Annotated in this window: 18 protein-coding genes; 11 read left to right on the top strand and 7 right to left on the bottom strand. The window is 56.4% G+C overall.

Annotated elements, in window-relative coordinates:
- Window positions 1-109: 109 nt before the first annotated feature.
- The 9 genes from J2I48_RS04630 (at window position 110) to J2I48_RS04670 (ending at window position 12,135) form a co-directional block, all read left to right on the top strand.
- A complete protein-coding gene (locus J2I48_RS04630; protein WP_207334234.1) occupies window positions 110-1,633 on the top strand; it encodes a PKD domain-containing protein in 1,524 nt (507 codons plus the stop codon).
- Between the two features lie 165 nt (window positions 1,634-1,798).
- The gene (locus J2I48_RS04635; protein WP_207334235.1) at window positions 1,799-2,875 is read left to right on the top strand and encodes a sensor histidine kinase; all 1,077 of its coding nucleotides are present in this window, start codon (window positions 1,799-1,801) and stop codon (window positions 2,873-2,875) included.
- Window positions 2,872-3,909, top strand: a complete 1,038-nt coding sequence (locus tag J2I48_RS04640) for a sensor histidine kinase (RefSeq protein WP_207334236.1) — start codon at window positions 2,872-2,874, stop codon at window positions 3,907-3,909. The genes J2I48_RS04635 and J2I48_RS04640 overlap by 4 nt, the downstream gene beginning before the upstream one ends.
- A 185-nt stretch (window positions 3,910-4,094) precedes the next feature.
- The gene (locus J2I48_RS04645) at window positions 4,095-5,420 is read left to right on the top strand and encodes a sensor histidine kinase (RefSeq protein ID WP_207334237.1); all 1,326 of its coding nucleotides are present in this window, start codon (window positions 4,095-4,097) and stop codon (window positions 5,418-5,420) included.
- A gap of 139 nt (window positions 5,421-5,559) precedes the next feature.
- A complete protein-coding gene (locus J2I48_RS04650; RefSeq protein ID WP_229375814.1) occupies window positions 5,560-6,657 on the top strand; it encodes a sensor histidine kinase in 1,098 nt (365 codons plus the stop codon).
- A 170-nt stretch (window positions 6,658-6,827) separates the two neighbouring features.
- Window positions 6,828-7,265: a hypothetical protein gene (locus J2I48_RS04655; RefSeq protein WP_207334238.1), complete on the top strand. Its 438-nt coding sequence runs from the start codon at window positions 6,828-6,830 to the stop codon at window positions 7,263-7,265.
- 85 nt (window positions 7,266-7,350) lie between these two features.
- The gene (locus J2I48_RS04660) at window positions 7,351-8,688 is read left to right on the top strand and encodes an alpha-L-fucosidase (protein ID WP_207334239.1); all 1,338 of its coding nucleotides are present in this window, start codon (window positions 7,351-7,353) and stop codon (window positions 8,686-8,688) included.
- 72 nt (window positions 8,689-8,760) lie between these two features.
- Window positions 8,761-9,474, top strand: coding sequence for an EcsC family protein (locus J2I48_RS04665; protein WP_207334240.1), 714 nt, complete (start codon window positions 8,761-8,763; stop codon window positions 9,472-9,474).
- 270 nt (window positions 9,475-9,744) lie between these two features.
- The gene (locus J2I48_RS04670; protein ID WP_207334241.1) at window positions 9,745-12,135 is read left to right on the top strand and encodes a beta strand repeat-containing protein; all 2,391 of its coding nucleotides are present in this window, start codon (window positions 9,745-9,747) and stop codon (window positions 12,133-12,135) included.
- Between the two features lie 87 nt (window positions 12,136-12,222).
- Here the strand turns inward: J2I48_RS04670 and J2I48_RS04675 are convergent, their stop codons facing one another.
- Window positions 12,223-13,188 (bottom strand): alpha-E domain-containing protein, encoded by a 966-nt coding sequence (locus J2I48_RS04675; protein WP_207334242.1) that lies wholly within the window; start codon window positions 13,186-13,188, stop codon window positions 12,223-12,225.
- 284 nt (window positions 13,189-13,472) lie between these two features.
- A complete protein-coding gene (locus J2I48_RS04680) occupies window positions 13,473-14,144 on the bottom strand; it encodes an HAD family hydrolase (protein WP_207334243.1) in 672 nt (223 codons plus the stop codon).
- Window positions 14,145-14,294: 150 nt separating this feature from the next.
- Between J2I48_RS04680 and J2I48_RS04685 the strand changes: the two genes are divergently transcribed.
- Window positions 14,295-15,089 (top strand): NIPSNAP family protein, encoded by a 795-nt coding sequence (locus tag J2I48_RS04685; RefSeq protein ID WP_207334244.1) that lies wholly within the window; start codon window positions 14,295-14,297, stop codon window positions 15,087-15,089.
- Between the two features lie 91 nt (window positions 15,090-15,180).
- On the opposite strand, the gene J2I48_RS04690 is transcribed toward J2I48_RS04685, so the two are convergent.
- The 3 genes from J2I48_RS04690 to J2I48_RS04700 are packed head-to-tail and all read right to left on the bottom strand — an operon-like array spanning window position 15,181 to window position 17,738.
- The gene (locus J2I48_RS04690; RefSeq protein WP_207334245.1) at window positions 15,181-15,825 is read right to left on the bottom strand and encodes an MOSC domain-containing protein; all 645 of its coding nucleotides are present in this window, start codon (window positions 15,823-15,825) and stop codon (window positions 15,181-15,183) included.
- 27 nt (window positions 15,826-15,852) lie between these two features.
- Window positions 15,853-17,109, bottom strand: a complete 1,257-nt coding sequence (locus tag J2I48_RS04695; RefSeq protein ID WP_229375816.1) for an ADP-ribosylglycohydrolase family protein — start codon at window positions 17,107-17,109, stop codon at window positions 15,853-15,855.
- A complete protein-coding gene (locus J2I48_RS04700) occupies window positions 17,106-17,738 on the bottom strand; it encodes a 2,3-bisphosphoglycerate-dependent phosphoglycerate mutase (RefSeq protein ID WP_207334246.1) in 633 nt (210 codons plus the stop codon). Before J2I48_RS04700 ends, J2I48_RS04695 begins: the two co-directional genes overlap by 4 nt.
- 113 nt (window positions 17,739-17,851) lie before the next feature.
- Here J2I48_RS04700 and J2I48_RS04705 point away from each other — a divergent pair, with 113 nt between their 5' ends.
- Window positions 17,852-19,921: an alpha-1,4-glucan--maltose-1-phosphate maltosyltransferase gene (locus J2I48_RS04705; RefSeq protein WP_207334247.1), complete on the top strand. Its 2,070-nt coding sequence runs from the start codon at window positions 17,852-17,854 to the stop codon at window positions 19,919-19,921.
- A 94-nt stretch (window positions 19,922-20,015) separates the two neighbouring features.
- Here the strand turns inward: J2I48_RS04705 and J2I48_RS04710 are convergent, their stop codons facing one another.
- Window positions 20,016-21,515: a RagB/SusD family nutrient uptake outer membrane protein gene (locus J2I48_RS04710; RefSeq protein ID WP_207334248.1), complete on the bottom strand. Its 1,500-nt coding sequence runs from the start codon at window positions 21,513-21,515 to the stop codon at window positions 20,016-20,018.
- A 128-nt stretch (window positions 21,516-21,643) separates the two neighbouring features.
- Window positions 21,644-24,823 (bottom strand): SusC/RagA family TonB-linked outer membrane protein, encoded by a 3,180-nt coding sequence (locus tag J2I48_RS04715; protein ID WP_207334249.1) that lies wholly within the window; start codon window positions 24,821-24,823, stop codon window positions 21,644-21,646.
- Window positions 24,824-24,883: the final 60 nt, after the last annotated feature.

A 24,883-nucleotide genomic window follows, 5' to 3' on the forward strand; every position in this document is an offset into this window, starting at 1 on the left:
AGCAGGGGCTTTTTCCGTTTCATCGGAATGGCCCCTGTGCCAGCGCAACGTACCTGGTAGGTTTGACCCAGTTAAACAACAAACCGGCACGACCTGCCATCCTCTTTTTATGAAACCTGTTACCTTTCTCCTGCCGAACCCGCGCGTTCAAGCCTACCAGTTAGCCAGCAACTTGCTGTTAATTACTGTCATTGCCTGCCTGCTGGCGCTGACCAGTTGTAAGAATAACACAGACGTGAACCCTACACCCGTTGGCACCGTGATCGCCAACGCCGGGCCTGACCAACCAGTGCAGGTGGGGCAGACGGTCACGCTCGACGGGTCGAAGTCGTCCGACAGCCAGGGTAAGCCTCTCAGCTATGCCTGGACGGTGGTGCGTAAGCCTGCCAAAAGCACCATGACACTCGCTGACGCCGCCACGTTCAAGCCGACGTTCAAAGCCGACGAAGTAGGTGAATACGAATTTGAACTGACCGCCACCAGCCCCAACGGTAAAGCCACCGACCGCGTAGTGGTGTCGGCGTCGGCTGCCGAACCGCTCGTGATCTCGGCTAACATTACGGTGAAAACCACCCTCGTCGACCGCATTGTCAACCCCGACCTGCCTGACTACATCGTCACGAAAAACATTGACGTCAACCACGAGCTGACCATCAACCCCGGCGTGGTGATTGCCTTTGAGCGCGACGTGCGGCTGAACGTCAATGATGGTCAGGGCCTACTGATTGCCAAAGGCACTGCCGAACAGCGAATCAAGTTGGTGGGTGTACAGAAAACGAAAGGCTACTGGGTGGGCATTGCGCACTACTCGGGCAGCAACGCCAACATCCTGGAGTACGTAGACGTAATGCACACCGGCAGCCGGTCGCTCTACAGCACTACCAAAGCCGCCCTGTTTTTGTCGGGGGGCAGCAAGGCACAGATTGCGCTGAAAAACTGCCTCTTTTCGCAAAACGATGGCTACGGCATCTACGTCTACGAGGGCGGTATCCTGCGCGAATTTTCGACCAACGCCTTCACCAACAACACCGATGCGGGCATTCTGCTCGACGCCCCCAACGTGGCCAAACTTGACCCGGCTTCGACCTTCAAAGGCGGCAACGGACGCGACGTGGTCGAGGTCACACAGTCGGCCATTACGGGCAGCGGCGAAGTGGTCTGGGCTGGTTTCAACGACAAAGCACCCTACCGTCTCACGGGTAACCTCTCTATTGGCACAGGCTTCGCCCTTAGGCCCGGCGTAACGCTGGAAATGAACCGCGATATCGCCATTTCGGTCAACCTGGAAGGGTATCTGTCGGCCACAGGGACGCAGTCAGAGCCAATTGTGTTTACCGGCGCCAACCGCACGGCGGGCTTCTGGCGAGGGATTATCAGCTACTCGGCCAGCAGCAAAAACGTGCTGGAATACGCTGAAGTGAGCAACGCGGGCAGCATTGCCATCGTGTCGGGCAAAAAGGCCAACATTGCCCTGTGGGGTAATAAGTCGCTAATGAACATCACCAAGAGCCGCATCAGCAACAGCGGTGGCATGGGTGTGTTTGTGGGCTATGGCACGGCCACCAACGCCGACATCAGCACGGCCAATACCTTCGCCAGCAACGCCGAAGCGAATGTGTTTGTGGATAAGTAAAGGCAAGAGGTGAGTGATGAGCGGTGAATGATGAGTTTGCTTCCACGAGCGTAGTTACGCTGGCGGAAGCAAACTCATCATTCACCGCTCACCACTCACCTCTTGCCTCTCCCCTTAAAATTGATACGTTTGTGTCCGTTGTCTCACCTCAACCAGCTCCTCGCTTTGGAACGCCCGAATGACAAATGGCTGCGTATTGTGTTGATTCCACTGATCGCACTGGTGTTCGTTGTTGTTAGCTATAATACGAATAGCTTAACACTCGACTGGACCCAAGCGGTGGCCTGGTGGGTTGTGAACAGCCTGTTTAGCCTGGTTCTGTGGGAGGTGTCGATGCAGTGGGTGCTTTATGTTCGGCGCCGCTACAACCGAATCGAGCAGACGCGCCAACGGGTGCTGACTACCTTCATCGGCTACACGGTGATTGTCGTCGCCTGCCAATCGGCATTTATTCAACTAGTCAAGGTTACGCACACGAACACCGTACCGATAACGGTTGGTATGTATTTGAAAAGTTTTGGTATCGGCTTGATTTGCTTACTGCTTATCGGATCGGTATTAGAGTTTATTTATTACATGGAAAAGTACCGCGAGGCTATCCAGGAGTCGGAAGCGATGAAAAAAGCGGGGTTGCAAAGTCAGTACGACAGCCTGAAGAATCAGGTGAACCCGCATTTTCTGTTCAACTGCCTCAACTCGCTCAGCGCCCTCATCGGTGAAGACCGCGCCAAAGCAACCCTATTCCTCGACGAACTCGCCAGCGTATACCGCTACCTATTGCAGGCGGGTCAGCGCCCGCTGGTGACCCTGGCCGACGAAGCGATCTTTCTCGACGCGTACAGCTATTTGCTCGACACCCGTTTTGGCAGTGCGCTCCGCTGGGAGATCCGCCTGGATAAGTCGCTGATGGACCACTGGCTGCCGCCGCTCACGATTCAGACGCTGGTAGAGAACGCCCTGCGCCTGAACATGGCCCTGCCCGAACGCCCGCTCACACTGCACATCACCACACAGCCTGCTGGTATACTAGCGGTTTGCAATTCGCTTCAGCGCAAGAAAGTGGCGGTGCTGGCCCCGCAGGGCGGGCTGACTATGCTAGCCGAGCGCTATGCGTCGCTGGGGTTGCCCGTACCCACCATCGAAGACAACGGCGAGCAATTTACCGTACGCCTGCCCCTGACGCCAAAAGAACGGGTGCCCGAGTCGCCCTCCGAAACTGTCAGCCACCCAACTAGCCCATGAAGCTCGCGCGCTATTCGAATCAGGACGAAGTGATGCAGGTGCTGATTGTCCCGGTCTACGTGGGCGTGCTCAACTGGCTCATGCTGGGCAACCAATACTGGCGCAACGGCTGGGTGTTTCTCGTCGCCACGGTGCTGACATTGGTGGCAGCGCTGCTGGCCTGGTTTATTAATAACGCCGTCGGACTGTATCTAAACAGGCGTTTTCCAGACATTGACCAAACCCTTCTGCGGTTGTCGTGGCTGCTAGGCTGGTGCGCGCTGGTGGGCTGGTCGTACTGCCTATTTCTCTACGGCTGTTACTACCTGATCAACTCGCCCAACCTGCCCATGCAGCCGGGTCGGCTACCCCTGGTGTTGCTGTTCAACCTGCTGGTGGTACTCATGGTCATCGTCTTTTACGAAGGCATCCGGGCGTTTGAACGCTGGGAGAGCGCATTGCGCAAAACGGAAGAGCTGAAACAAGCGAACCTGCAAAGTCAGTTTGATAGCCTCCGAAGCCAGATCAATCCGCACTTTCTGTTCAACAGCCTCAACACGCTCTCGTCGCTCATTGAAGAAGACGCCGGGCAGGCCGAACTGTTTGTGGAAGAGATGGCGAGTGTGTATCGCTATCTGCTGCGAAGCAACGAATCGCAGATGGCTACTTTAGCCGACGAGCTGGCCTTTGCGCAGTCTTATTTCCATCTCCTCAGCACACGCTACGGGGCCAACATTCACTTGAGCCAGGCCGTAAACGAGCAGTACGAAACCTGCCTGCTACCCCCGCTGACGTTGCAGCTGTTGCTGGAAAATGCGGTGAAGCACAACGTCATTTTGCCCGACCAGCCCCTGCACATCAGCATCCGCACGGCGGACAACGACCGGCTGGTGGTGCAAAACAACCTGCAACGCAAAAGCACGCGCATCCTGAGCAATCAGGTGGGCCTGAGCAACATTGCCACCCAGTACCGCCTGCTGGGCGGGGGTGAGATTCGGGTGGAGGACGACGACCAGTTTTTCACCGTCACCCTGCCACTGCTCCGGCCCCTGTAACCCCCGTCCGCCGCTACGACGGGCATTCATTTAGCAGAATTAAACGACACTTCATGCCGCTGTTTTGACGGTTGAGTGGGTACGTCATTTGTCCCTAACCCGCCTGCGGCAACTTTTATACTGGCAATGCGGCAGAACCTGTTCGTGGCCCTATGCCGCTGCCTACCAAACGCAACAATACACACATGACTTTCCAACTCTGGGGTGCGGTCTTTACGGGTATGATGCTGTCGATCATGTTGTTGAACATGGTCCAGTGGACAATCTACCGCGACCGGAGCTACGGACTCTATACCCTGTATATGCTGGCGTGGCTGTTCTACTTCGGCCTGCGCATCTATGCCTTCCGCGACTGGTTTTCGCCTGAAACCAACCACTTCGTGCGCGCCGTGGCGCCTATGGGGGCCTACTACATCTACTTCGACTTTGCCGACGCTATTCTTGATCTGCGCCGCCGGTTGCCCCGTTTCTACGGCCAGTTGCAGCTCGTTAAACTGGGCATTACGGGCTATATAGGGCTGCATATTAGCCTGTGCTACCTGCTGCCCTGGTTGCCGGGTATCTACGAAACATCGTTTATCACCATGCGGCTGGCAATGGCCGTGCTGGGTGTATATGGTATCTGGCAGATGCTGCGCCTGGGCGACGTGGTCTCCAGGGCCTACGCCACGGGCACGGGCTTTCTGCTGGTAGGTGGTCTCACGGCCATGTTTTTATCGATGACCCGCCCCGCCGAAGACTGGAATGCCCCGTTTTGGCAGGTGTCGCTGACCTACATGCAGATTGGGATCATCGCCGAACTGGTGTGTTTTTCGCTGGGGCTGAGCTACCGGCAACGGCGGGCCACAGTACGCGGCGCGGTAATGGAGCAGGCCCTGGCCCACGAACGCGAAAAACACCACCGCGACCAGCTCGAAGCCGAACTGGCCCTGCGGCGGATGGAACAGGAAAAGGTGGAGGTGCAGATTCGGGGTCTACAGGCGCAGGTGAATCCTCATTTCCTGTTCAATAGCCTCAACTCGCTCAGCGCCCTCATCGAAGACGATACCCAGCGGGCAGGGGTGTTTCTCGACGAGCTAAGTTCGGTCTACCGCTACCTGCTGCGTTCTAACGACCAGATCCTGACCTCACTGGCGGCTGAACTGGCCTTCAGCCGGTCCTACTGCCACCTGTTGCAGACTCGCCACGGCAGTGCGTTGCGCGTGGAATGGCAGGTAGACTCGCCGCTGCTGGGTCGCCAGCTGCCTCCGCTCACGCTGCAACTGCTGCTGGAAAACGCCGTGAAGCACAACATTGCCCTGCCCGAACAGCCGCTGCACATTGCCATCAGCACCGACACCAACAACCAGCTCCAGGTACGTAACAACATCCAGCGAAAGAGCGTCCGGGTGGCCTCGCCCGGCCTGGGTTTAGCCAATATTCTCTCTAAATATCAGATGCTCAACCAGCCCATTCCCACCATTCTCGAAGACGCTGGTCAGTTTGTGGTGACGCTGCCGCTGGTGGGGTGATGGCCTGCCGCCACCTGGGCTGGTCATCCGCCAAAATGGCTGCTTTGTGGTTGCCTTTTTCTGTTTTGTCGGGCGGGAGCTTGCTTGTTTTGGGTCAATAGCGTAATCTGTGAACCAATTGATCTGAACGACCCCGCCTTTGATACCCCTAAACGACAGATGGTTACGTATTGTCGGCATTAGCCTGCTGAGCGTACTCTATATCCTGAGCAGTGGCATCCTGTCGCAGCCTTTCTCAGCGGCAATAGGGCTTCGGATTGGCTTGAGCGTTGGGATCTTCGTTGTTTTCTGGCATGCCTTCCGCGCCCTGATCGTATTCATTCGACGTCGGTTTTTGAGCAAACAACAAGCTGGTAAACGCTTGCTGCTCACGTTCCTGGCGGGCGTGGTGATGGCGTCTGGCTTAAGCTGGCTGTCGGCGGGGCTTCGGTTTTGGGTTCGGCATGGCACGTTGGTCAATTATCACAACGCAGAGCAGGCGGCCAGCTTTTCGCTCAACAGCATGACCGTCTCGTTCAGCCTGTTCGGGATCGATCTATTTCAGTCTATGCTGATAACGGGCTTCTACCTGGCTGTTTACGAGACTTTCTTTTTCATTCGCGACTCGGTTGTCAATCAACGGCGGCTGAAGCAGGTGGAGCAGGAAAAAGAAAAACTGCACACGGCCAACCTGCAAAGTCAGCTCGACGCGCTGAAGCAGCAGGTGCAGCCGCATTTTCTTTTCAACAGCCTGAACGTCCTCGATTCGCTCATTGACGAAGACCCTACGCAGGCCCGAATCTTTCTCGACGAGTTAAGTTCAGTCTACCGCTACCTACTGCGAGCCAACCGCGATAGTAACCTCACAGACCTTAGCACTGAGCTTGAGTTCATCCAGTCGTATTTTCACCTGCTCAAAACACGCCACGGCACGGGTCTGGGTCTGCACGTGGCCGTAGCGGACGAGTACCAGGCCTGCCTGCTGCCGACCCTGACCCTGCAACTGCTGGTAGAAAATGCGGTGAAGCATAACATCGTCTTGCCCGACCAGCCCCTGCACATCAGCATCCGCACGGCGGACAACGACCGGCTGGTGGTGCAAAACAACCTGCAACGCAAAAGCACGCGCATCCTGAGCAACCAGGTGGGCCTGAGCAACATTGCCACCCAGTACCGCCTGCTGGGTGGGGGTGAGATTCGGGTGGAGGACGACGACCAGTTTTTCACCGTCACCCTGCCACTGCTCCGGCCGGCGTAGCCCCGCCTGCTGTTAGAGCGGGTAATCGGTTTAGTTTCGGCAAATGCCGGTTCATCCGTCGCTTTTGACGCCTGAGCGGGCCAGGCATTGGCCTCCGGCCGCCTGTGGGGCAACTTTACATCGCCGATAGGGCAACAACCTTCTTCTTGAACAATAACAAACACATACTCATGAAAACTGCACTCATTACCCGTCGTCTGGCCATGGCTATGCTGGCCGTTTCGCTGTTCAGCGCCTGTAAAAAAGATAGCGTAGATGCCATTACGCCCACCACCGACCTCGGTACCCGCGCCGCTGGTCAGTACACCCTAACCGAGCTGTCGGCTGGTGGAAAGACCATCCCCGCCGCCCAAGCCGACCTGAAAGGGACCATCAGCATCACCCGCGCCACGGCCACGTCGGCCAACATTGATTTCAACATCCGGTCGAAGTCAGACAACGATGAGGTGCTCGTGGGCAACGTCAATGGCCTGGAACTGAGCGCCAGTGGTAATGTTATTGCCTTCAAAGGTCAGAATGCCCAGGTGGCCACCCTCAATGGCAACAAACTCAGCGTCGAGATCGAAGACAATTCTGGTGTTGCCGTTACGTTTATCGCTACAAAATAGGGGAGGGTACAGCCACCATTCACCGCAAATGCAGTAGTATTGGAGCCTAATGGACTGCTCTGTCTCAACCGGCCCCTGTCAACTCATGCGTACCCTCCTTGTTGCCTGCGCCGCGCTTGTGGCGCTCACTGCCACGGCGCAACCCAAACCCACCGCCCGGCAACTGGCCTGGCAACAGCGCGAAACCACGGCGTTTCTACACTTCACGGTCAACACCTTTACCGACAAAGAATGGGGCGACGGCACCGAAAGTCCGGCGGTATTTAACCCCACCAAGCTCGATGCCCGGCAGTGGGTGCGGGCGTTGAAAGCAGGCGGGTTCAGGCTGGCTATTCTCACCGCCAAACACCACGACGGGTTTTGCCTGTGGCCGTCGAAGCTGACGGAGCACTCGGTGAAAAACAGCCCCTACAAGGGCGGAAAAGGGGATATTGTGCGTGAAGTTGCCGATGCCTGCCGTGAATATGGGCTGAAATTTGGGGTGTACCTTTCGCCCTGGGACCGCCACGAACCGCGCTATGGCACCGCTGCCTACAACGACTATTACAAGGCGCAACTGCGCGAACTGCTCACCAACTACGGTCCCATTGCCGAGGTCTGGTTCGACGGGGCTAAGGGTGAAAACGCGAAGGACATGACCTATGATTTTGCGGGTTATTGGGCCATCGTGCGCCAGCTTCAGCCCGAGGCGGTCATGTTCTCCGACGCCGGTCCCGATGTGCGCTGGGTGGGCAACGAAAAGGGCAACGCAGGCGAAACCTGCTGGTCGACGATTGATACTACGGGCCTGGCTCCCGGCAAAGCCGATGCCGCCTACCTGAACCGCGGCGACGCCAATGGCCACGTCTGGCTCCCCGCCGAAACCGACGTGTCTATCCGCCCCGGCTGGTTTTATCACGCGTCGGAAGACGGTAAGGTGCGCACACCGAAGGACCTGGTGAACCTCTATTACGAATCCGTTGGCCGCAACAGCCTGTTGCTGCTCAATATCCCACCCAACCGCGAGGGCCTGCTGGCTGATACCGACGTGGCCAATATCCGCGAGTTTCGGCGCATACTGAACGAGACCTTCCGCCAGAATCTGGTGGCGAATAGCCCAAAACAGACGGATGGCAACCTGGCCACCTACACGGTGCTGGTAACTAATAAGCCATTGGAAATCAGTCTGAAAGCCGAAGTCGATTTTGACCGGGTTTCCATCCAGGAGAACATAGCCAACGGGCAGCAGATCATCGACGGGCGGGTAGAGTATTGGGATGGCAAAACCTGGCAGCTGATCAAACCGTTTACCACCGTAGGCTATAAGCGCCTGCTCCGTTTCCCGGCAATCCGATCCTCAAAAATCCGCCTCACCATCGCTAACGCCAAAGGCCCCGTTGAACTCGCCGAAGTGGGGGTTTTCAAGGCGAGTGAGGGGGAGTAGATTTTAATGTACAATGTACAGACAGTCAAATCCTTTTATTGTACATTGTTCATTATCCATTGTACATTAAACATGACCCCATACGAACAGGCCGCGCAACGAGAACTAGCCCTTTGGGCAGAACAGATGCGGAAGAAGCCGTCGCTGATGAACCGGATGGCCAAGTCGGTGCAGGTAGGCATGAACCGGATCATTCCTAAAAAAGTCCATGCGGTTATCACGGCGGCTATCAAGCACATGACGCGGGCGGTGTTGGTGGGATCGGAATATACCGCGCCGAAGCCTGTGGTGGAATCGCCGTTGCCCGAGCGGGAAGAGCGGGTGCGGGGCCGTATTTTGTGGTACAAGCGCGTAGGCGCTGCCGAGGGCGGCCTAACGGGCGCAGCGGGCTTTCTGGTGGGCCTTTCCGACTTTCCGCTACTGCTGAGCCTGAAAATGAAGTTGTTGTACGATATAGCAGCGCTCTACGGCTATGACGTAGCCGACTACCGCGAACGATTGTACGTGCTCTATATCTTTCAACTGGCATTTTCCAGCCAAAGTCGCCGACAGGAAATTTTCGCCCAGATGGAACATTGGGATGAACATGCCAAAACGCTACCCGAAGACATCAATCAGTTCGACTGGCTCACCTTTCAGCAGGAATACCGCGACTATATCGATCTGGCCAAGATGCTGCAACTCGTACCCGGCATTGGGGCCGTGGTGGGTGTTTGGGCCAATTGGCGACTGCTGGATGAGTTAGGAAGGGTAGCGGTGATGGCCTACCGGATGAGGATTCTGTAGCTACAAGTTTGATGAGTATTTATAGGTAAAACATTGATTCTTTTTACGATAGCAATACTATATAGTGGTTTTTACTTGAAATGCTCAATAAACGGAGCGAGAGTTACTTACCTCTAGGCAAGTATTCCACCTTTTAATTTATATGTCATACCGTCTAATAGATGTGCAATGTAATCGCCATTTCGTCATAATATGTTTGACGGATGCTCCATGTCCCGTCAACGGTTGACGAGTGGCCACTGAAGTGAATTACTTAACACACTATTTCGCATGAAAAAAGTTATCCTCACCGGCATGGCCCTGGTAGCCTTCGCTGCAGTCTCGTTCGCTCAGAACACAGCCACCCTTAACCAAAATGGCAACGCCCAGTCGGCCACACAAATCCAGACGGGATCCTTACAAAACTCAACCATCAACCAAAATAAGGGCGGAGGTAGCGCCGTGAATTTTGGTAATGTGGGTTATACCAATCAGACGGGATCAGCTATTAACACCGCCACTGTGAATCAGAACGGGGCAGGTGCCAACGGGTCACAACGTAACCGGTCAGGCATTACGCAAAGTGGAGGCAGCGGCAACGTGGCCACCACCAACCAGAACGGCGGCGCCCTAGGCGTCAGCGGCGGCGGAACGGTGGCACCTCCGGGCAACCTCAACACCCCTCAGCCTGATGGTAACTTTGCGGGCGTAGCGCAAAAGGGTAATAACAACGCCGGGGTGCAGATTGACCAGAACAATCTGAGCAGCAACAACTATGGCGAAATCTGGCAGAATGGCAATAACAACAGCAACACCACCATTAGCCAGAGCAACAACTCGCAACGCAATACTGCGAACGTCTTCCAAGGGTACACGGGACCAGCTGCCCTGGGAGCAGCTAGCAGCAATAATAAGGCCACGGTAGAACAAAACGGCACGGCTGGAGCCAGCAGTTTTGACAACAAAGTGCGTGCACAGCAGATTGGTACTAACCATAAAGCAACAATTGAACAGAATGCATCTGCTGCGTTCACCAGTCATAACAATCAAACAACGGTAGATCAGTCGGGTGTTAACCAGGCGGCCGTTGTCAAGCAGAGCGGTGGAGCCAATCAGATGTCGCTGGGTAACGTGGCTACTGTTACGCAGCAGGATTATGACAACACTGCCACCGTTGACCAGTCTAATGCCAGTGGCTTCAACACGGCCACCGTCGACCAGAAAGGGTCTACGGCGGGTAACGGAAATAATGCCTCAATCACGCAGACCAGCTACAGTGGATTGCCAGTGTCGGGTTATGGCAACACCGGCACGGTAATGCAAGATGGCGAGAATAATGGGTCAACTATTGAGCAAAACGGCAACCTCAGCAACAACAGCTATGGTAACGTGGCCACCACCGACCAAAAAGGAGAAGGCCACACGGCAACGGTGAAACAGAATGCAGGCGTGAATGGCGACTCCCGATATAACACGGCTACCGTTACGCAGAAAGACCACGATAACGAGGGTACGATTAATCAGACCAACTTCAGTTTTAATAACACCGCTGAAGTAAATCAGAAAAACTCGTCAAACAGCTCAGGTAACGAAGCTACCATCAACCAGACTAATAACAGTGGTGGTTCATCGACAGTAGACGGCAACAAGGGTAAGATCACTCAGGACGGCACTGACCACGACGCGTTCATCAACCAGAACGGCGACGGTTCTGGGGGGCATACCAGCAAGAAAAACAAAGCCACGGTAGATCAGCAGGGCTATGATCACCTGGCCAATGTAAACCAGAACGCCGGTTCGCTGGGCAATAGCGAAAGCAACGAGGCCAAAGTGAAGCAGGTGGGCAGCGGCACACTGGGCGGCGTAGACGAACACGAGGCTACGATCAACCAGAACAATAACAGCATCGGTAACCTGGCCGACGTAGATCAGGCCGACGATGACCAGACGGCTACCGTAAACCAGAATGGCGGCGCAATGGGCTTTAGCAACAGCAACGAAGCCTTTGTGAAACAAACCGGCCTGAAGCAAACGGCGACCGTTGATCAAAGTGACAAAAGCGACGACAACTACGCTAAAGTTGACCAGTCGGGAACGACCAACACGGCACTGGTACAACAAGTCGGTGATGCGTTGAAAAATAAGGGCACGATTACCCAGACCGGTACGTCGGGCAACGCCTGGATTGAGCAGGGGCTGGCCCAGGACCGCAGCATTGCCGACATCAAGCAGGGCGGAACGTCGAACGTCAGCGAAATCCACCAGCTAAAAGGCGGTGATGGCAATGCCAGCGGCGTGGGTAATGAAGCCTATACCGAGCAACTCACGGGCAGCAACAACTACGCCTACATCTATCAGGGAGACTGGATTGGCTACTCAGGCAGTTCGGCGGCGGCGCATGACAACTACGCCAAAGTGAAGCAGGTTGGCTCATCGAACCAAGCCCGGATGTGGCAGACTGGCGACGGCAACACCAGCAATGTGACCCAAACCGGCGACCAAAACAAGCTGGAAGGCCTCACGGGAAGCTCATACGGATTTAGCCAATTTGCGAAGCAATTTGGTAACGGCAATACCCTGACGGTATCGCAAACCAGCGCAACGGGTGGACCGGGCAACATGGCGCATGTAGAGCAGGTGGGCATTGGTAATACCTCAACCATCACGCAGAGCAACAACTAGGTTCAATTATCAGTAAACAGCGAATCCAGCTGCCCTAAATCTCTAGACGGGTAGCTGGATTCGCTGTTTACTGCCCACTGATAACTGTTAATTGTCTACCGGTTTCAGGTCAAAGTACGTCTGGTAGATGGCGGTACCGGCTTCGTTGGTCTGGGTCTGAAAATGATCGAGAAACTCGTGCAGGCCCATCTTGAATATGTCGTCTACTACGGTGAATTCCAGTTCGTTACGCAGCTTGCTAAACGCCCGCTCGGCCTTGTTGCCGAAGCCCTGGGTGATGGGCGTCCCCGATATTTCATAGAGCGACAGTTCGGCCTGCCGGATGCAGTGAGCCGCCGCACGCGGGAATAGCTTGTCGAGAATCAGAAACTCCACAATGTTGGCGGGCGTGAGGTTGCGGTACTGCTGCCGGAACATATTATACGCCGACGCCGACTTTAGCACCGCCGTCCAAATCACCAGGTCGAGGGTGCTGCTACTGGCCCCGTCGGCGTGGGGCAGGAGGGTGAAGTACTTCACGTCGAGAAAGCGGGTGATTTTGTCGGCGCGTTCGGTGAAGCGACCCACGCGGGCAAAATGCCAGGCCTCGTTGCGGGTAATGGTGGCGTCGATGATACCGTAGAACAACTGCGCCCCGTTGCGTATTTCGTTGAAAAACTCCTGCGTACGGCCCAGGCTCCAGTCGGCGTGATTACCGGTTTCGCGCACCATGTGGTAGAGCTGATTCAGGTTTTCCCACATCTCTTTGGAAATGGTTTCGCGCACGGTCCGGGCGTTCTCACGGGCGTAATTCAGGCTCGATACAATCGAGTTGGGATTCCGCTTGTCGAAAGTGAGGTACTCAATCACGGTTTCGCGGGTGGCCTCCTGGTAGTGCTGGTCGAAGCCATACTTGTCGGCGGTGGCAATGAGCAGGGGTTCCCACTGCGGCGGCACGTTGGGCGGCAGATCCAGCGCGAGGTTGAAGTTGACGCTCATGAACCGGGCATAATTTTCGGCCCGTTCAATGTAGCGGTTCATCCAGTAGATCGAGTTGGCAACGCGGCTGAGCATAGAGGAGAGGGGGGAGGTGTCCTTGTAAAAATAGAACATTATTAGTGGTGAGTGGTAAGTGGTGAGCGATGAGTTTGCTGCCGCCCGCGTATTTACTCTGGCGGCAGCAAACTCACCACTCATCACTCACCACTCACCACTAATTTTCTCTACCGTCAGCCCCGGCACCCTGGCCTGTGTCCCCACAGGCCTACTCCGCCGGAGGTACGCTCTGGCTGACGCACAAGTAGGCCTGTGAGGACACAGGCCAGGGTGCCGCAAGCACGCGGGCGGCAGCAAACTCATCACTCACCACTAATTTTCTCTACCGTCAGCCCCACGTAGTCGTCAATGGCCAAATCGGCTTTGTCGGTGGCTTCGGGTTCGTGGCTGATGCTCAGGGCCACCACTTTCATCTTCGCTTTTTGCGCCGACTCTACGCCTTTGGCCGAGTCCTCGAAGACCACGCATTGATCGGGTCTGGCTCCCAGTCGTTGGGCGGCTACCTGAAACACGTCGGGTTCGGGCTTGCCCTTTTCCACGTCGGCGTCGGTCACGATTTCCTGGAAAAACTGGCGGATATGCAGCCCGTCGAGGACAAAGTCGACATTCATCATCGGGGCCGACGTGGCCAGGGCCATGGGAATACCCGCCTGCTGAACGGCTTGTAGAAAATCGGTCAAACCAGCCACGGGGACTAGTTTCGGGGCCATTAATTGTTGATAGAGCGTTTCTTTTTCGGTGGTCAGCTCCTGTAGGCGTTTATCGTCGAGCTTTTCACCTTTCTGCTCGAAAAAGTACGGCATAATTTCCGGATTCATCTTGCCCGAAATATGCTCCTTGAAATCATCGTCGGTGAGTTCGATATCGTAGCGGGCAAAAAATTGCGTGTACGCTTCCTTGTGCGTGGGGTTGCTGTCGATAAGCGTACCGTCCATGTCGAAGAGGAAGTACAGCGGGGATTGATTGGTTGGCATAACGTTGGACGCTGGATGTTGGACATTGGATGTTGGACGTTGGATGCTGGCTATTGGGGAAGTCTAGAGTCCAGTGTCCAACGTCCAACATCCAGCGTCCAATATCCAACATCCAGTTGTATTTTGTGGCCTGTTTGACCACGAATTTCCATGAAAAATCCCCTGACGACCCTTGCCCTCACCGCCGTTGCGCTATGCGGTGCCACCGTTGCGGCCCTGGCGGCTGGCCCCGGCACCCCCGGTAACACACCTCCGGCAGCCCCCTCGACCAAGTATTACGAGATTCGGATTTATTACCCCACGCCCGGCAAGTTCGACGCCATCGTAGACCGCTTCCGGCAGTATACGACCAAGATTTTCGAGAAGCACGGCATGGAAAACATCGGCTACTGGACCCCCACCGACACCAGCCGCAAAGAACTGCTCTACATCCTGGCTTATCCCAGCAAAGCCGCCCGCGACACGTCGTGGAAGCATTTCGGGGCCGACCCGGAGTGGAAAGCCGTAGTGGCCAAAACCGAAGCCAACGGCAAACTGGTCGACCATGTGACGTCGATTTTTATGACCGAATCGGAGTTGTCACCGGTGGTGAAGCCCACGAAACAGTCGCCGCCCCGCACGTTCGAGTTGCGCACCTACAGCACCCATCCCGGCAAGATGCCCGACCTGATTGCCCGCTTCCGCGACCACACCCGCACGCTCTTCACCAAGTACGGCATGACGCACATTGGCTACTGGATGACCCAGCCCAAAGCTGACGAGCAGCCCCAACTGGTCTACATCCTGGCCCACCCCAGCGAGGCCGCTGGCAAACAGCATTTCGACGAGTTCCGCAAAGATCCGGTCTGGGAAAAAGCCAAAGCCGACTCCGAAAAGAACGGCCCGATCACTACGAAAGTGGAATCACTGTATCTAAAGCCCACAGATTATTCGCCAATGCAGTAGGTCTTGTATTTCATCGACAAGCAAAACGGCCAGCCTGATATCAGGCTGGCCGTTTTGCTTGTCGGCGCGGGCCGAACGTTCGCCTTGTGCTTTACTTCTTCTTGCCCGTCATCCGGCGGAGGGTACGCTGCCAGAAAGCAGGCAAAAATGGGATGGGTTGGAGGGCCTGAATGAGCGTTGCGTCTTTAGTTGGTGACCAATACAGATCCGTCATTTGCTGGATTGTAACCTGGTGTTCCGACGAGGCCAGCCGGGTGATGGTATTGCCCACCTGTAGTGTACCCGGCTCCATGACCCGAAAATAGATGCCACTGCGCCCAGATCGCGCAAACTGCTTAACCAGCGTTGGGTCGTTAAGTCGAATACCCAGTTTAAAGCAGGGCAGCCGGGGTTGTACGGCCATCAGCACCGCCGTACCCACGCGAAAAATATCACCAATACACACCTCGTGTTCCAGTAAGCCGCTGGTTGTCAGGTTTTCGCCAAAAGCACCCATCGTTAGCAGGTCTGCTGCTACGCGGCTCTGCCAGTAGTCATAATGCTCCAATGGATAGGCATATACGGCCTTATCACGACCGCCATGAACGCGCAGATCGGCCTGACCGTCGCCGGTCAGGTGGTTGGCTTCGACAGTCACCGGGTGGGTGACGGGTTGTTTGAAAATGCCCGTGGTAACCGGCTCGCCCTGCCAGCTAGCAGTTTGGGGAAGACTGATGTTGACAGAGACAAGGTGCATGGCATAGCGAATGAATGGGTGATAAACTTACTTCCCCTGCCTTGCCCAGATGACTTCCGTTAGCTCGTCGGCGAGTTTAGTTAGGTCCGTTTCGGTGTGTTTTTTATTGACGGTCAGCACTTGATTGACGAGGTCTTTGGGGAGTTTGTTGGCCCCGTGGTAGGCACCCAAAATGGCCCCGATGATGGCCCCGGTGGTGTCGTTGTCGCGGCCAAAGTTGATGGCGAACTGGAGGCTTTTCTGGAAGTCGAACCCGCCGTAGAGCATAGCCGTGAGCGTAATCTGGAAAATCTCGCCCGACTTGATCGGCGAATCCTGATTATAGCCATCCAGCAGCGTGAAGGCATACTGCCGCCGGGCCAGGGCCAGCGTGTCGGCGGTGCCGTGGCGCGGGTATACCAGGCCCGCTGTGTTCAGCACCGCAGGCGGCGTCCACTGCCCGGCCTTGTACACCACCGACCGTGCCCGTTCCAGCGCCCGGTAGCCTATGCGTCCCACCAGTCGGCTTTGGAAATACCCCTGCGGGTCGATGTCGCGCAGCACGTTCAGAACGGTTTCGGGCGTGGCACCGGGCGTTAGAGCGGCGGCCATCATAGCCCCGGTGAGGGCGGTCAGGTCGCGGGCGTAGCCCAGATCGAAGAGGGACAGGCGGAAGGTTTCGGCATAGGCGCGGTCGGGTTGGCCGGGGAAGAAGCTACCGAGTACGGGGGCGTAGAGCAACCCGGCGCAGGTCATCTCGCCGCCGTAGAAACCACTCAGCGCATCCAGGTAGGCGGGCCAGTTTTGGGCGGCATACGGCTTGGCCACTTTCGCCCACTCCTGGAGCCACGCCATGCGCCGGGCGTTGGCCTCAAACGGCCCCGGATCGTCGCCAGGGGTGTTTTTCAGGCGCTGCACGTCGGCGCGGTACTGCGTCAGGATGTGGTTGGCCCAGGCGCGGGCATCCAGCGGGCCACTCCGCTGGGTGAGCAAATAGCCCACCGTCAGCTTCTTCCAGCGGGTGTCGTCGGTGGTGCCACCGGCGGGGAGGTTTATATACCAGGTGCCCTCTGCCGACGGTTCGCGCACCATCGAGTCCAGCCCGGTAACGGAGCCGTACATGGTGCCGATCATTTCGCGCGACCACATCTCGGTGGGAGCACCCATCGCATCGCCAATGGCCGACCCAACCAGCATACCCAGCACCCGGTCGTGCAATTGTTCGCGGCCCAGGCGGGCGGGTGTTTGGGCGGTGGCCGTGGTGACGAAAACCAGCAGGAAAAGGTAACAGAGCAGGCGTATCATTGGGGTGTCGATGGCTGATGCACCGAAAGATACGTGGCATTTGTCAGCTTCATATCGGCATCGAATTCATACAGACGGGGTACGCCCGTGGCCAGTTCCGTTTTGGCAATGTCGGTGGGGCTAATCTGTTCCAAATACATCATCAGCGACCGCAAGCTGTTGCCGTGAGCCACAATCAGCACCCGTTGCCCCGCCTTCAGTTTCGGCTCAATCTCCGACCCAAAATAGGGTATCACGCGCCCATAGGTGTGTTCCAGGCTTTCGCCCTGCGGGGGCACTTCGTCGTAGCTTCGCCGCCACTTGTCGAGTTGCACTACGCCGTATTGTTTGGCGATGTCGTCTTTGTTCAGCCCCTGCAACGACCCGTAGCTGCGTTCGTTCAACGCCGCCGACTGGGTGACGGGCAGGCTGGTCTGGCCGGTTTGCTCCTCAATAATTGCCAGGGTGCGGATGGCTCGTTTCAGTATCGACGTATAGGCGCTGTCGACGGGGTAGGGTTTCAGCAGTTGCCCGGCTTGCCTGGCTTCAGCCTCGCCCTGCGGCGTCAGATCAACGTCTACGTCGCCCGTGAAGCGATTTTCCAGATTCCAGACCGATTGGCCGTGCCTGACAATGGCTAGATATGTCATGGGTTGCGTACAGTTTGCATAAGGTAAACCGCGTTGGCCAGGTAGAATGTTTAGCATTCGCATGGTTCTCCGACCAGGGGCTTATTTTTGCGCATCAATCGCCCTGCGTATTTATGAAGAAACAAGCGTCGGCTAAAAAAGCCACACCCTCCACTGACCTTTCCTTAGCTACTATTCCCGGCCAACAGCGCGTCCGAATCGAGTGCGTCTCGCCCGAAATTGACGCTGGTTTCGACCGGCCCGGCCGCTACCCCATCAAAGCCATCCTTGGCGAAACTATTGCCGTAGAAGCTGACATCATCACCGACGGCCACGACTACCTTGCCGCCCGACTGCTGTATAAACATGCCGATGAGAAAACCTGGCAGGAGTCGCCCATGACGTTGCTGGTGAACGACCGCTGGGCTGGTTCATTTACCGTTGAGAAGCTGGGACGATACCATTATACCATCGAAGCCTGGGTAGATCACATTGCCTCGTGGCAGCACGAAATTCACTTAAAAGTAGCTGACGGACAGCGTATTAGCAGTGAACTAAAAGCCGGTGCCGTGCTGATCGACGGGATGGCGCACCGGGCCGGGGGTGGCCCCAACACCAACGCTACGGCGGCGGCCCACGATGCCGCTGAACTCATTCGCACGGCTGCCCTCTTCCGTCAGGGTGCTGACCATATGGACGATGCTACCGCTGGCGACCCCTACGCCGAAGCCGTAGCCCTGGCCGAGAGCGATCAATTTTTGCAATGGGCACAGCGCTATCCCGAACGCCAACATCCCGCCCGATATCAATATGAACTCGGCGTGGAAGTAGACCGGGCGGCGGCGGGATTCAGCACCTGGTACTGCTTGTTTCCCCGGTCAGCCAGCCGCGAAGAGGGCACCCACGGCACATTTGGCGACGTGGAAAAACTCCTGCCCCGCATTGCCGGTATGGGCTTCGACGTGCTCTACCTGCCACCTATTCACCCCATCGGCACAGCCCACCGGAAGGGTAAAAACAACTCCGTCACCTGCCAGCCCGGCGAACCCGGTGTCCCCTACGGCATTGGTGCCGCCGACGGTGGACACGACACCATCCATGCCGAACTGGGCACCGTCGACGACTTCAAACACCTCATTGCCGAAGCTAAAACCTACGGCATGGAAGTGGCCATGGATCTAGCCATTCAGTGTTCGCCCGACCACCCCTGGGCCACGGAGCACCCCGAATGGTTCAAAAAACGACCCGACGGTACGATTCAGTACGCCGAAAATCCGCCCAAAAAATACCAGGATATCTACCCCGTCTACTTTGAAACCGACGACTGGCAGAACCTCTGGCTGGAGCTAAAACGCGTGCTGCTGGTCTGGGCCGACTGGGGCGTGAAGATCGTACGGGTGGATAATCCGCATACCAAGCCGTTTGGCTTTTGGGAGTGGGTCATCACCGAAGTGAAAAAACACCACCCCGACATGCTCTTTCTGTCGGAGGCGTTTACGAAGCCGAAGGTGATGCAGCAACTGGCCAAAGTGGGGTTCGCGCATTCGTACACCTACTATACCTGGCGCAACACCAAAGCCGAGCTACAGCAGTACATGACCGAGCTAACGGCAGGGGAAATGAAGCATTATTTCCGGCCCAACTTCTGGCCTACTACCCACGATATCAACCCCGGCATTCTGCAATCGGGGCACGAACCGCAGTTTCTGATCCGCTATTTCCTGGCGGCCACGCTGTCGAGCAATTACGGCATTTACGGTCCGTCGTTTGAGCTGATGGAGCACGTGCCGGTGCCAAACAAAGAAGAGTTTCTGAATTCGGAGAAGTACGAAATTCGCCTCTGGGACTGGGAGCGGACCAACAAGCTGACCTACCTCATCAGCCTCACTAACCGCATTCGTCGCGAAAATCCAGCCCTGCAACAGACCAACAACCTCACCTTCTGCACCGTCAACGATGACTACCTGATGGCCTACCTGAAAGTGACTGGCGACAACCGCCTGCTGACGGTGGTGAACACAGACGCCTACAACCGCCGCGCGGGCCTGGTGCAGGTGCCCATCTGGCAACTCGGCATCGGCCCCGACCAGCCCTACACCGTGCACGACCTCCTTACCGGCAACCGCTACACCTGGCAGGGCGAATGGAATTTCGTAGAACTAGATCCCTACATCCTGCCGATGCATCTGTTTCGGGTGGAGTAAGAGAATGTACAATGAATAATGCACAATGTACAATGGCTTCGCACCGACTACTCTAGCGCGAAGCCATTGTACATTGTGCATTATTCATTGTACATTAATTGTCCGTCGCCAGCGTGTTCAGCGACAGCTCGGTGGCGGAGATGGGCCAGATGTAGCCCGAATCGTTGGGGCCTTTGCTGGGGGCCGATCCTTTGGCGGGGATCGTTTGCAGCAGGCGCATCAGGTCGTTGTTGCGCAGGCCTTCGCCCAGAAACTCGATCTGACGTTCGAGCAAAATGGCGTTGATGAGGGCGGCGGGCGTGGCAAAGCTGGCTGCCGTATAGGTCGTGGCTGCGTCTGACCGGTTGCGCACGGCGTTGAGCAGCGCCACCGCCTGCGGATCAACCGAGTTGGTAGTCCGGGCTTTGGCTTCGGCCAGGTTCAGCATCACCTCGGCATACCGGATCACGGGCACCCAGTCGGTGAAGGGGCTGGGCTGCTTGTATTTGATAAGCCAGTTTTTCACCGCCGTACCCGTGCCTGTTTGCTTAATAAACGACCGGCGTTTGTCGGTAGCGGTCCAGTTTGGGTTGGCAATAATTCCATTCGGGTTGAGTGAGTACTCCCCATTTCCAACACCGCCAGTAACCTCAGTGCCAATTTTTGCCGGAGGCGAATAATAATAAGCCAACTGGTTTTGTGTACCCGGAAAATCGCCCGCCGTGGTGGTCATCGGCATCGAGAAGATCGACTCCGCCGTGTTGTAGTTTGGTGCTGTAAATACCGTCGTGATATCGGGCTGAAGCGCGAATTTTACGCCCGTCGGAGCCGTAAACGGAGCCGTGGCACTGACAATCTTGTTAGCTTCCGTTACCACGTTGGCGTAGTCCTGCATAGACAGGTAAACCCGCGTTTTCAGCGCAATAGCGGTGTTTTTGTGAGCGCGGGTCGTGTTGTCGTTGGCCGTTGCGTAGGAGGCGGGCAGGGCAGCTTCGGCTTCGTTCAGGTCTTTCAGCACCTGCGTATACACCTCGGCTACCGTGTTCCGCGCCAGGTTCGACTGGCCGGTGCCTTTGATGCCGTTCAGCCGCAGGGGCACCCCCGGTTTGGCCCCGTTGCCGTCGGCATAGGGGCGGGCGTAGTATTGCAGCAGGCTGTAGTAGCTCAGGCCCCGAATCAGCTTGGCCTCGGCAATGTATTTGGCCCCCGCGTCGTCGCCTACCACTTTGGTACCACCCGCCGCCATACCGTCGAGGAAGATATTGCACTTGTTGATGGTCAGGTAAGCGTAATACCACAGGTTCTGCACTGCCGTGGCGCTGTTGGTGGCGTTGAGGTTCCAGACGTCCGCACCCGTCACCAGGTTGGAGGTCTCGTTGATGAAGTGCTCGCCCCGAATGTCGCCGTAAACTACGTAGCGACCGCCGTAGAAGTTGCCGTCTTTCAGCGCACCGTAGAGCGAGAGCAATTGCCCCTGCACCCGCGTGGTGGTGCTAAACGACGAGGCATCGGAAACCGATGTTTGAGGAATGGGGGTCAGCAGTTCGCGGTCGCACGCGCTGACGCCCAGCAACAGGGCACCCGATAGGGTTGCCGTAAGCAAAGTATGTCTCATAATGTTGTTGTGTCGTAATGGACGCTGGATGTCGGATATTGGAGAGTAGACGGGCCGCCGTAATTTTGATGGGAGACCATTGTTATTTCCGCGTCTACTATCCAAGATCCGATATCCAGTATCTGGTGTTAAAATCCGGCGCGGATGCCGAAGGTGATCGTGCGGGCGTTGGGTACCGAGTTGCGGTCTACACCCTGTCCGCTGGTGCTGTTTCCGCCGTTCGACGACACCTCCGGGTCAGGACCGGGATACTGGGTCAGGATGGCCAGGTTCTGGGCGCTGGCGTACAGCCGCAGGTTGCTGATGCTAAACCGCGACGTGAGGCTGGCGGGCAGCGTGTAGCCAAACGTTACTGTGCGTAGTTTCAGGAAATCACCCTTGAACACGTTGATATCCAGCGGAATAGCCGAGCCGTTCGATACGTTGTCGCCGAAAACGGGCTTGGGGTATTTCTTGCCGGCATCCCCTTCTTTCTGCCAGGCATCGGTCAGCACGTCGTTGGCGTTGTTCCAGAAACGCTGATCGTGCAAGCCCGCATTGGTGCCGTAATACACGTACATGCCCAACTGATAGGTGAGCAATACGCCCAGGTCGAAGTTTTTGTATTTGAAATTATTGTCAAACCCACCATACTGTTTGGGTAGCACGTTGGCATACATCACGGCGTCGGCGGCCTGGGTGATCGACGTGCCACCACTGCCATTTACGTACTTCGTTTTGCCGTCGGGCGTGGTTGAGTAGTTGAACTGACCAGCGGGGGCGTAGAACTGGTAATACACGTTTTGTCCGGCCGAATTCACGAAAATGCGTTTGCCCGTGGTGGGGTCAACACCGCCCGTGCGCACTACCCACAGATAGCCCAGCGGGTAGCCCACCTGCGTCTGGTTGACCGTTTCCAGGCCCGACGTGGCCGTTTGCAGGGCGTTGAGGCCGGGAGCCAGGGCGGTCACTTCGTTCTTGTTGAAGGTGATGTTGAAATTCGACGACCACTGGAAGTCTTTGGTATTAATAATCCGGGCGTTCAATGATACCTCCAGCCCTTTGTTATACATGCTGCCCACGTTCTGCGGCGGATACACCACCCCCGACAGTGTGCCGGGAATACCCGTAGACGGTGCCTGCGCCACGTTCAGAATCAGGTTGTTGACGTCGTTGTGGTAGTAGGCCACTTCACCCGTGATGCGGTCGTTAAACAAGCCAAAGTTGACACCCACGTCGGTTTTGGTGCTGGTTTCCCACTGTAGGTTCGGGTTGCCCACGGTGTTGAAATTCAACGTCGACAAACCACCGTAGAGGCCGGAAGCGTAGATGGAGTAGGGCGAGTAGTCGCCGATGCCGCCAATGTTGCCCACCTTGCCGTAGCTGCCCCGGATCTTGAAGCTGCTGAACACGCGGTCGAGCGAGGTTGCTTTCCAGAAATCTTCTTTGGTGATCTCCCACCCGGCCGATACGCCGTAGAATGTCCCTTTTTTCTGGCCCAGCGCCGAGTATTCGTCCTGACGCAGGTTGCCGCTCAGCAGGTATTTCTCTTTGTAGTTGTAGTTCAACCGCCCAAAAGCAGAGAGCAGGTAGTTCTCGCCGTAGCCCAGATTAGATGGGTTGGTCGTTACCCAGCCTGCCTGAATGGTGCTGTAGGCAGGATCTGACAAGGTTTGGCGGTTCAAACCATACGACACAAACGTGCGCCGCTGCTGCTCCTGACCCACCAGCAAACTCACATTGTGTGCCCCGGCAAACGTTTTATCAAACTGCGCCGTGTTGGTCCAGAGCCAGGTTTTGTTACGACTAAAAATGCTCGATGCGTTGCCTGTCGACGAGTAGCCATCGCTCGAGAGGGGCGACTGGAAAATTTCGTTGTCGGCATAGAGGTAGTCAACGCCGTAGACGCTGCGGAGGGTTATCCAGCTCAGGGGTTTCACCTGCAAATACACGTTCGACTGGATGTGGTTGTTCTCCGTGTTCGACCGGTTCAGGTCAAGCTGTGGCAGCGGGTTTGGGTATGAAATGGCCGTGCCTGTGATGTTGTTGGCAAAACCAATGGCCGACCCGTTGATGTTGTAAGTGCCGTCGTTGTTATAGGGAGCCAGGATGGGGGGTAGCACCAGCCCTACCCGGCCCAGACCGCTCGTGTTGTAGGCCTCGCCGTTCAGCGACCCCGACGTACCCGACGACAGGTTCTGCTCGTTGGAGTAAGCGATTTTGCCCCCAATTGTCACGGCTTTGCCTATTTTGCTGTCTACATTAAACAACACGTTGGCCCGATTGAAGTCGTTGCGGCGGATGATGCCCTGCTGCTTGGTATAGCCCGCGCCGAAGTAATAGTTGGTGTTTTCGCTCCCGCCCGATACGTTCATGGCATGGCTCTGCGATACCCCCGTGCGGTAGATGTAGTCGTACCAACGGGTGTCGATGGGGTTACCGTTGGCGTCGTTGGTTTGCTTAAACGTGGCTGTCGAGTTGGGGTTGTTGACTACGGCAGCCGTTTTGAATCCTACGTACTCGCTGGCATTCATCATCTTAGGCAAACGGTAGGCTTCTGAACTACCAATCCAGCCGTCATAATTCACTTTCACCCTGCCCGACTTGCCGCGCTTGGTCGTGATAAACACCACGCCGTTGGCGGCCCGGCTTCCGTAGATGGCCGTGGCGGCGGCGTCTTTAGCAATGTCGATGTTCTCGATGTCGTTGGGGTTGATACTCGCCAGTGGGTTGCTGGGTGCGTTGGTCAGGCCCACGTCGCCTGTGTAGGTGGGAATACCATCGACCACGATTAGCGGCTGCGAGCTGAGCGAGATCGAGTTGGTACCCCGGATGCGGAACACGGGCGGGTTGTTCAACACGCCGTTGGGCACGGTAATCTGCACCCCCGCGCTGCGCCCGGCCAGGCCCGACTCGAAACTCTGAATGGGTGTCTGGGCAATGGCGGCCCCCTTTACCGAGGCAATGCTGCCTGTGGCATCCTGCCGGGTTTGGGTACCGTAGCCCGTAACGACCACCTCGTTGAGCTGCTGCTGATTGGCCACCAGCGTCACGTTGATCGTGGTTTGGCCATTGACAATCACTTCCTGGTTGGTGTAGCCAATGAAGCTGTAAACCAGCACCGCATTGGCCGGTGCATTGATCCGGTACGTGCCGGCGGCGTCGGTGGTGGTGCCACGGGTGCTGCCTTTTATTTGCACGCTCACGCCGGGCAAGCCGGCGGCATCGTCTGAGCCAGAAACGCGTCCGCTGATAGTTATGTCCTGCGCCAGTATGGGCAAACAAAACAGTAAACTCAGCCAGACAACGTTGAGTATAGTTTTAAACATCGTTGTGTTAATGAAAACGGTTGAAAAAATGAATAATCGAACCGCAAAAGTAAATAGCGA

Source organism: Fibrella aquatilis (genome assembly GCF_017353255.1).
Lineage (GTDB): Bacteria > Bacteroidota > Bacteroidia > Cytophagales > Spirosomataceae > Fibrella > Fibrella aquatilis.

Coding starts and splice junctions, on each gene's coding strand:
- J2I48_RS04630 (WP_207334234.1), top strand. CDS start 110: ATGAAACCTGTTACCTTTCTCCTGCCGAACCCGCGCGTTCAAGCCTAC.
- J2I48_RS04640 (WP_207334236.1), top strand. CDS start 2,872: ATGAAGCTCGCGCGCTATTCGAATCAGGACGAAGTGATGCAGGTGCTG.
- J2I48_RS04645 (WP_207334237.1), top strand. CDS start 4,095: ATGACTTTCCAACTCTGGGGTGCGGTCTTTACGGGTATGATGCTGTCG.
- J2I48_RS04655 (WP_207334238.1), top strand. CDS start 6,828: ATGAAAACTGCACTCATTACCCGTCGTCTGGCCATGGCTATGCTGGCC.
- J2I48_RS04660 (WP_207334239.1), top strand. CDS start 7,351: ATGCGTACCCTCCTTGTTGCCTGCGCCGCGCTTGTGGCGCTCACTGCC.
- J2I48_RS04665 (WP_207334240.1), top strand. CDS start 8,761: ATGACCCCATACGAACAGGCCGCGCAACGAGAACTAGCCCTTTGGGCA.
- J2I48_RS04670 (WP_207334241.1), top strand. CDS start 9,745: ATGAAAAAAGTTATCCTCACCGGCATGGCCCTGGTAGCCTTCGCTGCA.
- J2I48_RS04675 (WP_207334242.1), bottom strand. CDS start 13,188: ATGCTCAGCCGCGTTGCCAACTCGATCTACTGGATGAACCGCTACATT.
- J2I48_RS04680 (WP_207334243.1), bottom strand. CDS start 14,144: ATGCCAACCAATCAATCCCCGCTGTACTTCCTCTTCGACATGGACGGT.
- J2I48_RS04685 (WP_207334244.1), top strand. CDS start 14,295: ATGAAAAATCCCCTGACGACCCTTGCCCTCACCGCCGTTGCGCTATGC.
- J2I48_RS04690 (WP_207334245.1), bottom strand. CDS start 15,825: ATGCACCTTGTCTCTGTCAACATCAGTCTTCCCCAAACTGCTAGCTGG.
- J2I48_RS04695 (WP_229375816.1), bottom strand. CDS start 17,109: ATGATACGCCTGCTCTGTTACCTTTTCCTGCTGGTTTTCGTCACCACG.
- J2I48_RS04700 (WP_207334246.1), bottom strand. CDS start 17,738: ATGACATATCTAGCCATTGTCAGGCACGGCCAATCGGTCTGGAATCTG.
- J2I48_RS04705 (WP_207334247.1), top strand. CDS start 17,852: ATGAAGAAACAAGCGTCGGCTAAAAAAGCCACACCCTCCACTGACCTT.
- J2I48_RS04710 (WP_207334248.1), bottom strand. CDS start 21,515: ATGAGACATACTTTGCTTACGGCAACCCTATCGGGTGCCCTGTTGCTG.
- J2I48_RS04715 (WP_207334249.1), bottom strand. CDS start 24,823: ATGTTTAAAACTATACTCAACGTTGTCTGGCTGAGTTTACTGTTTTGT.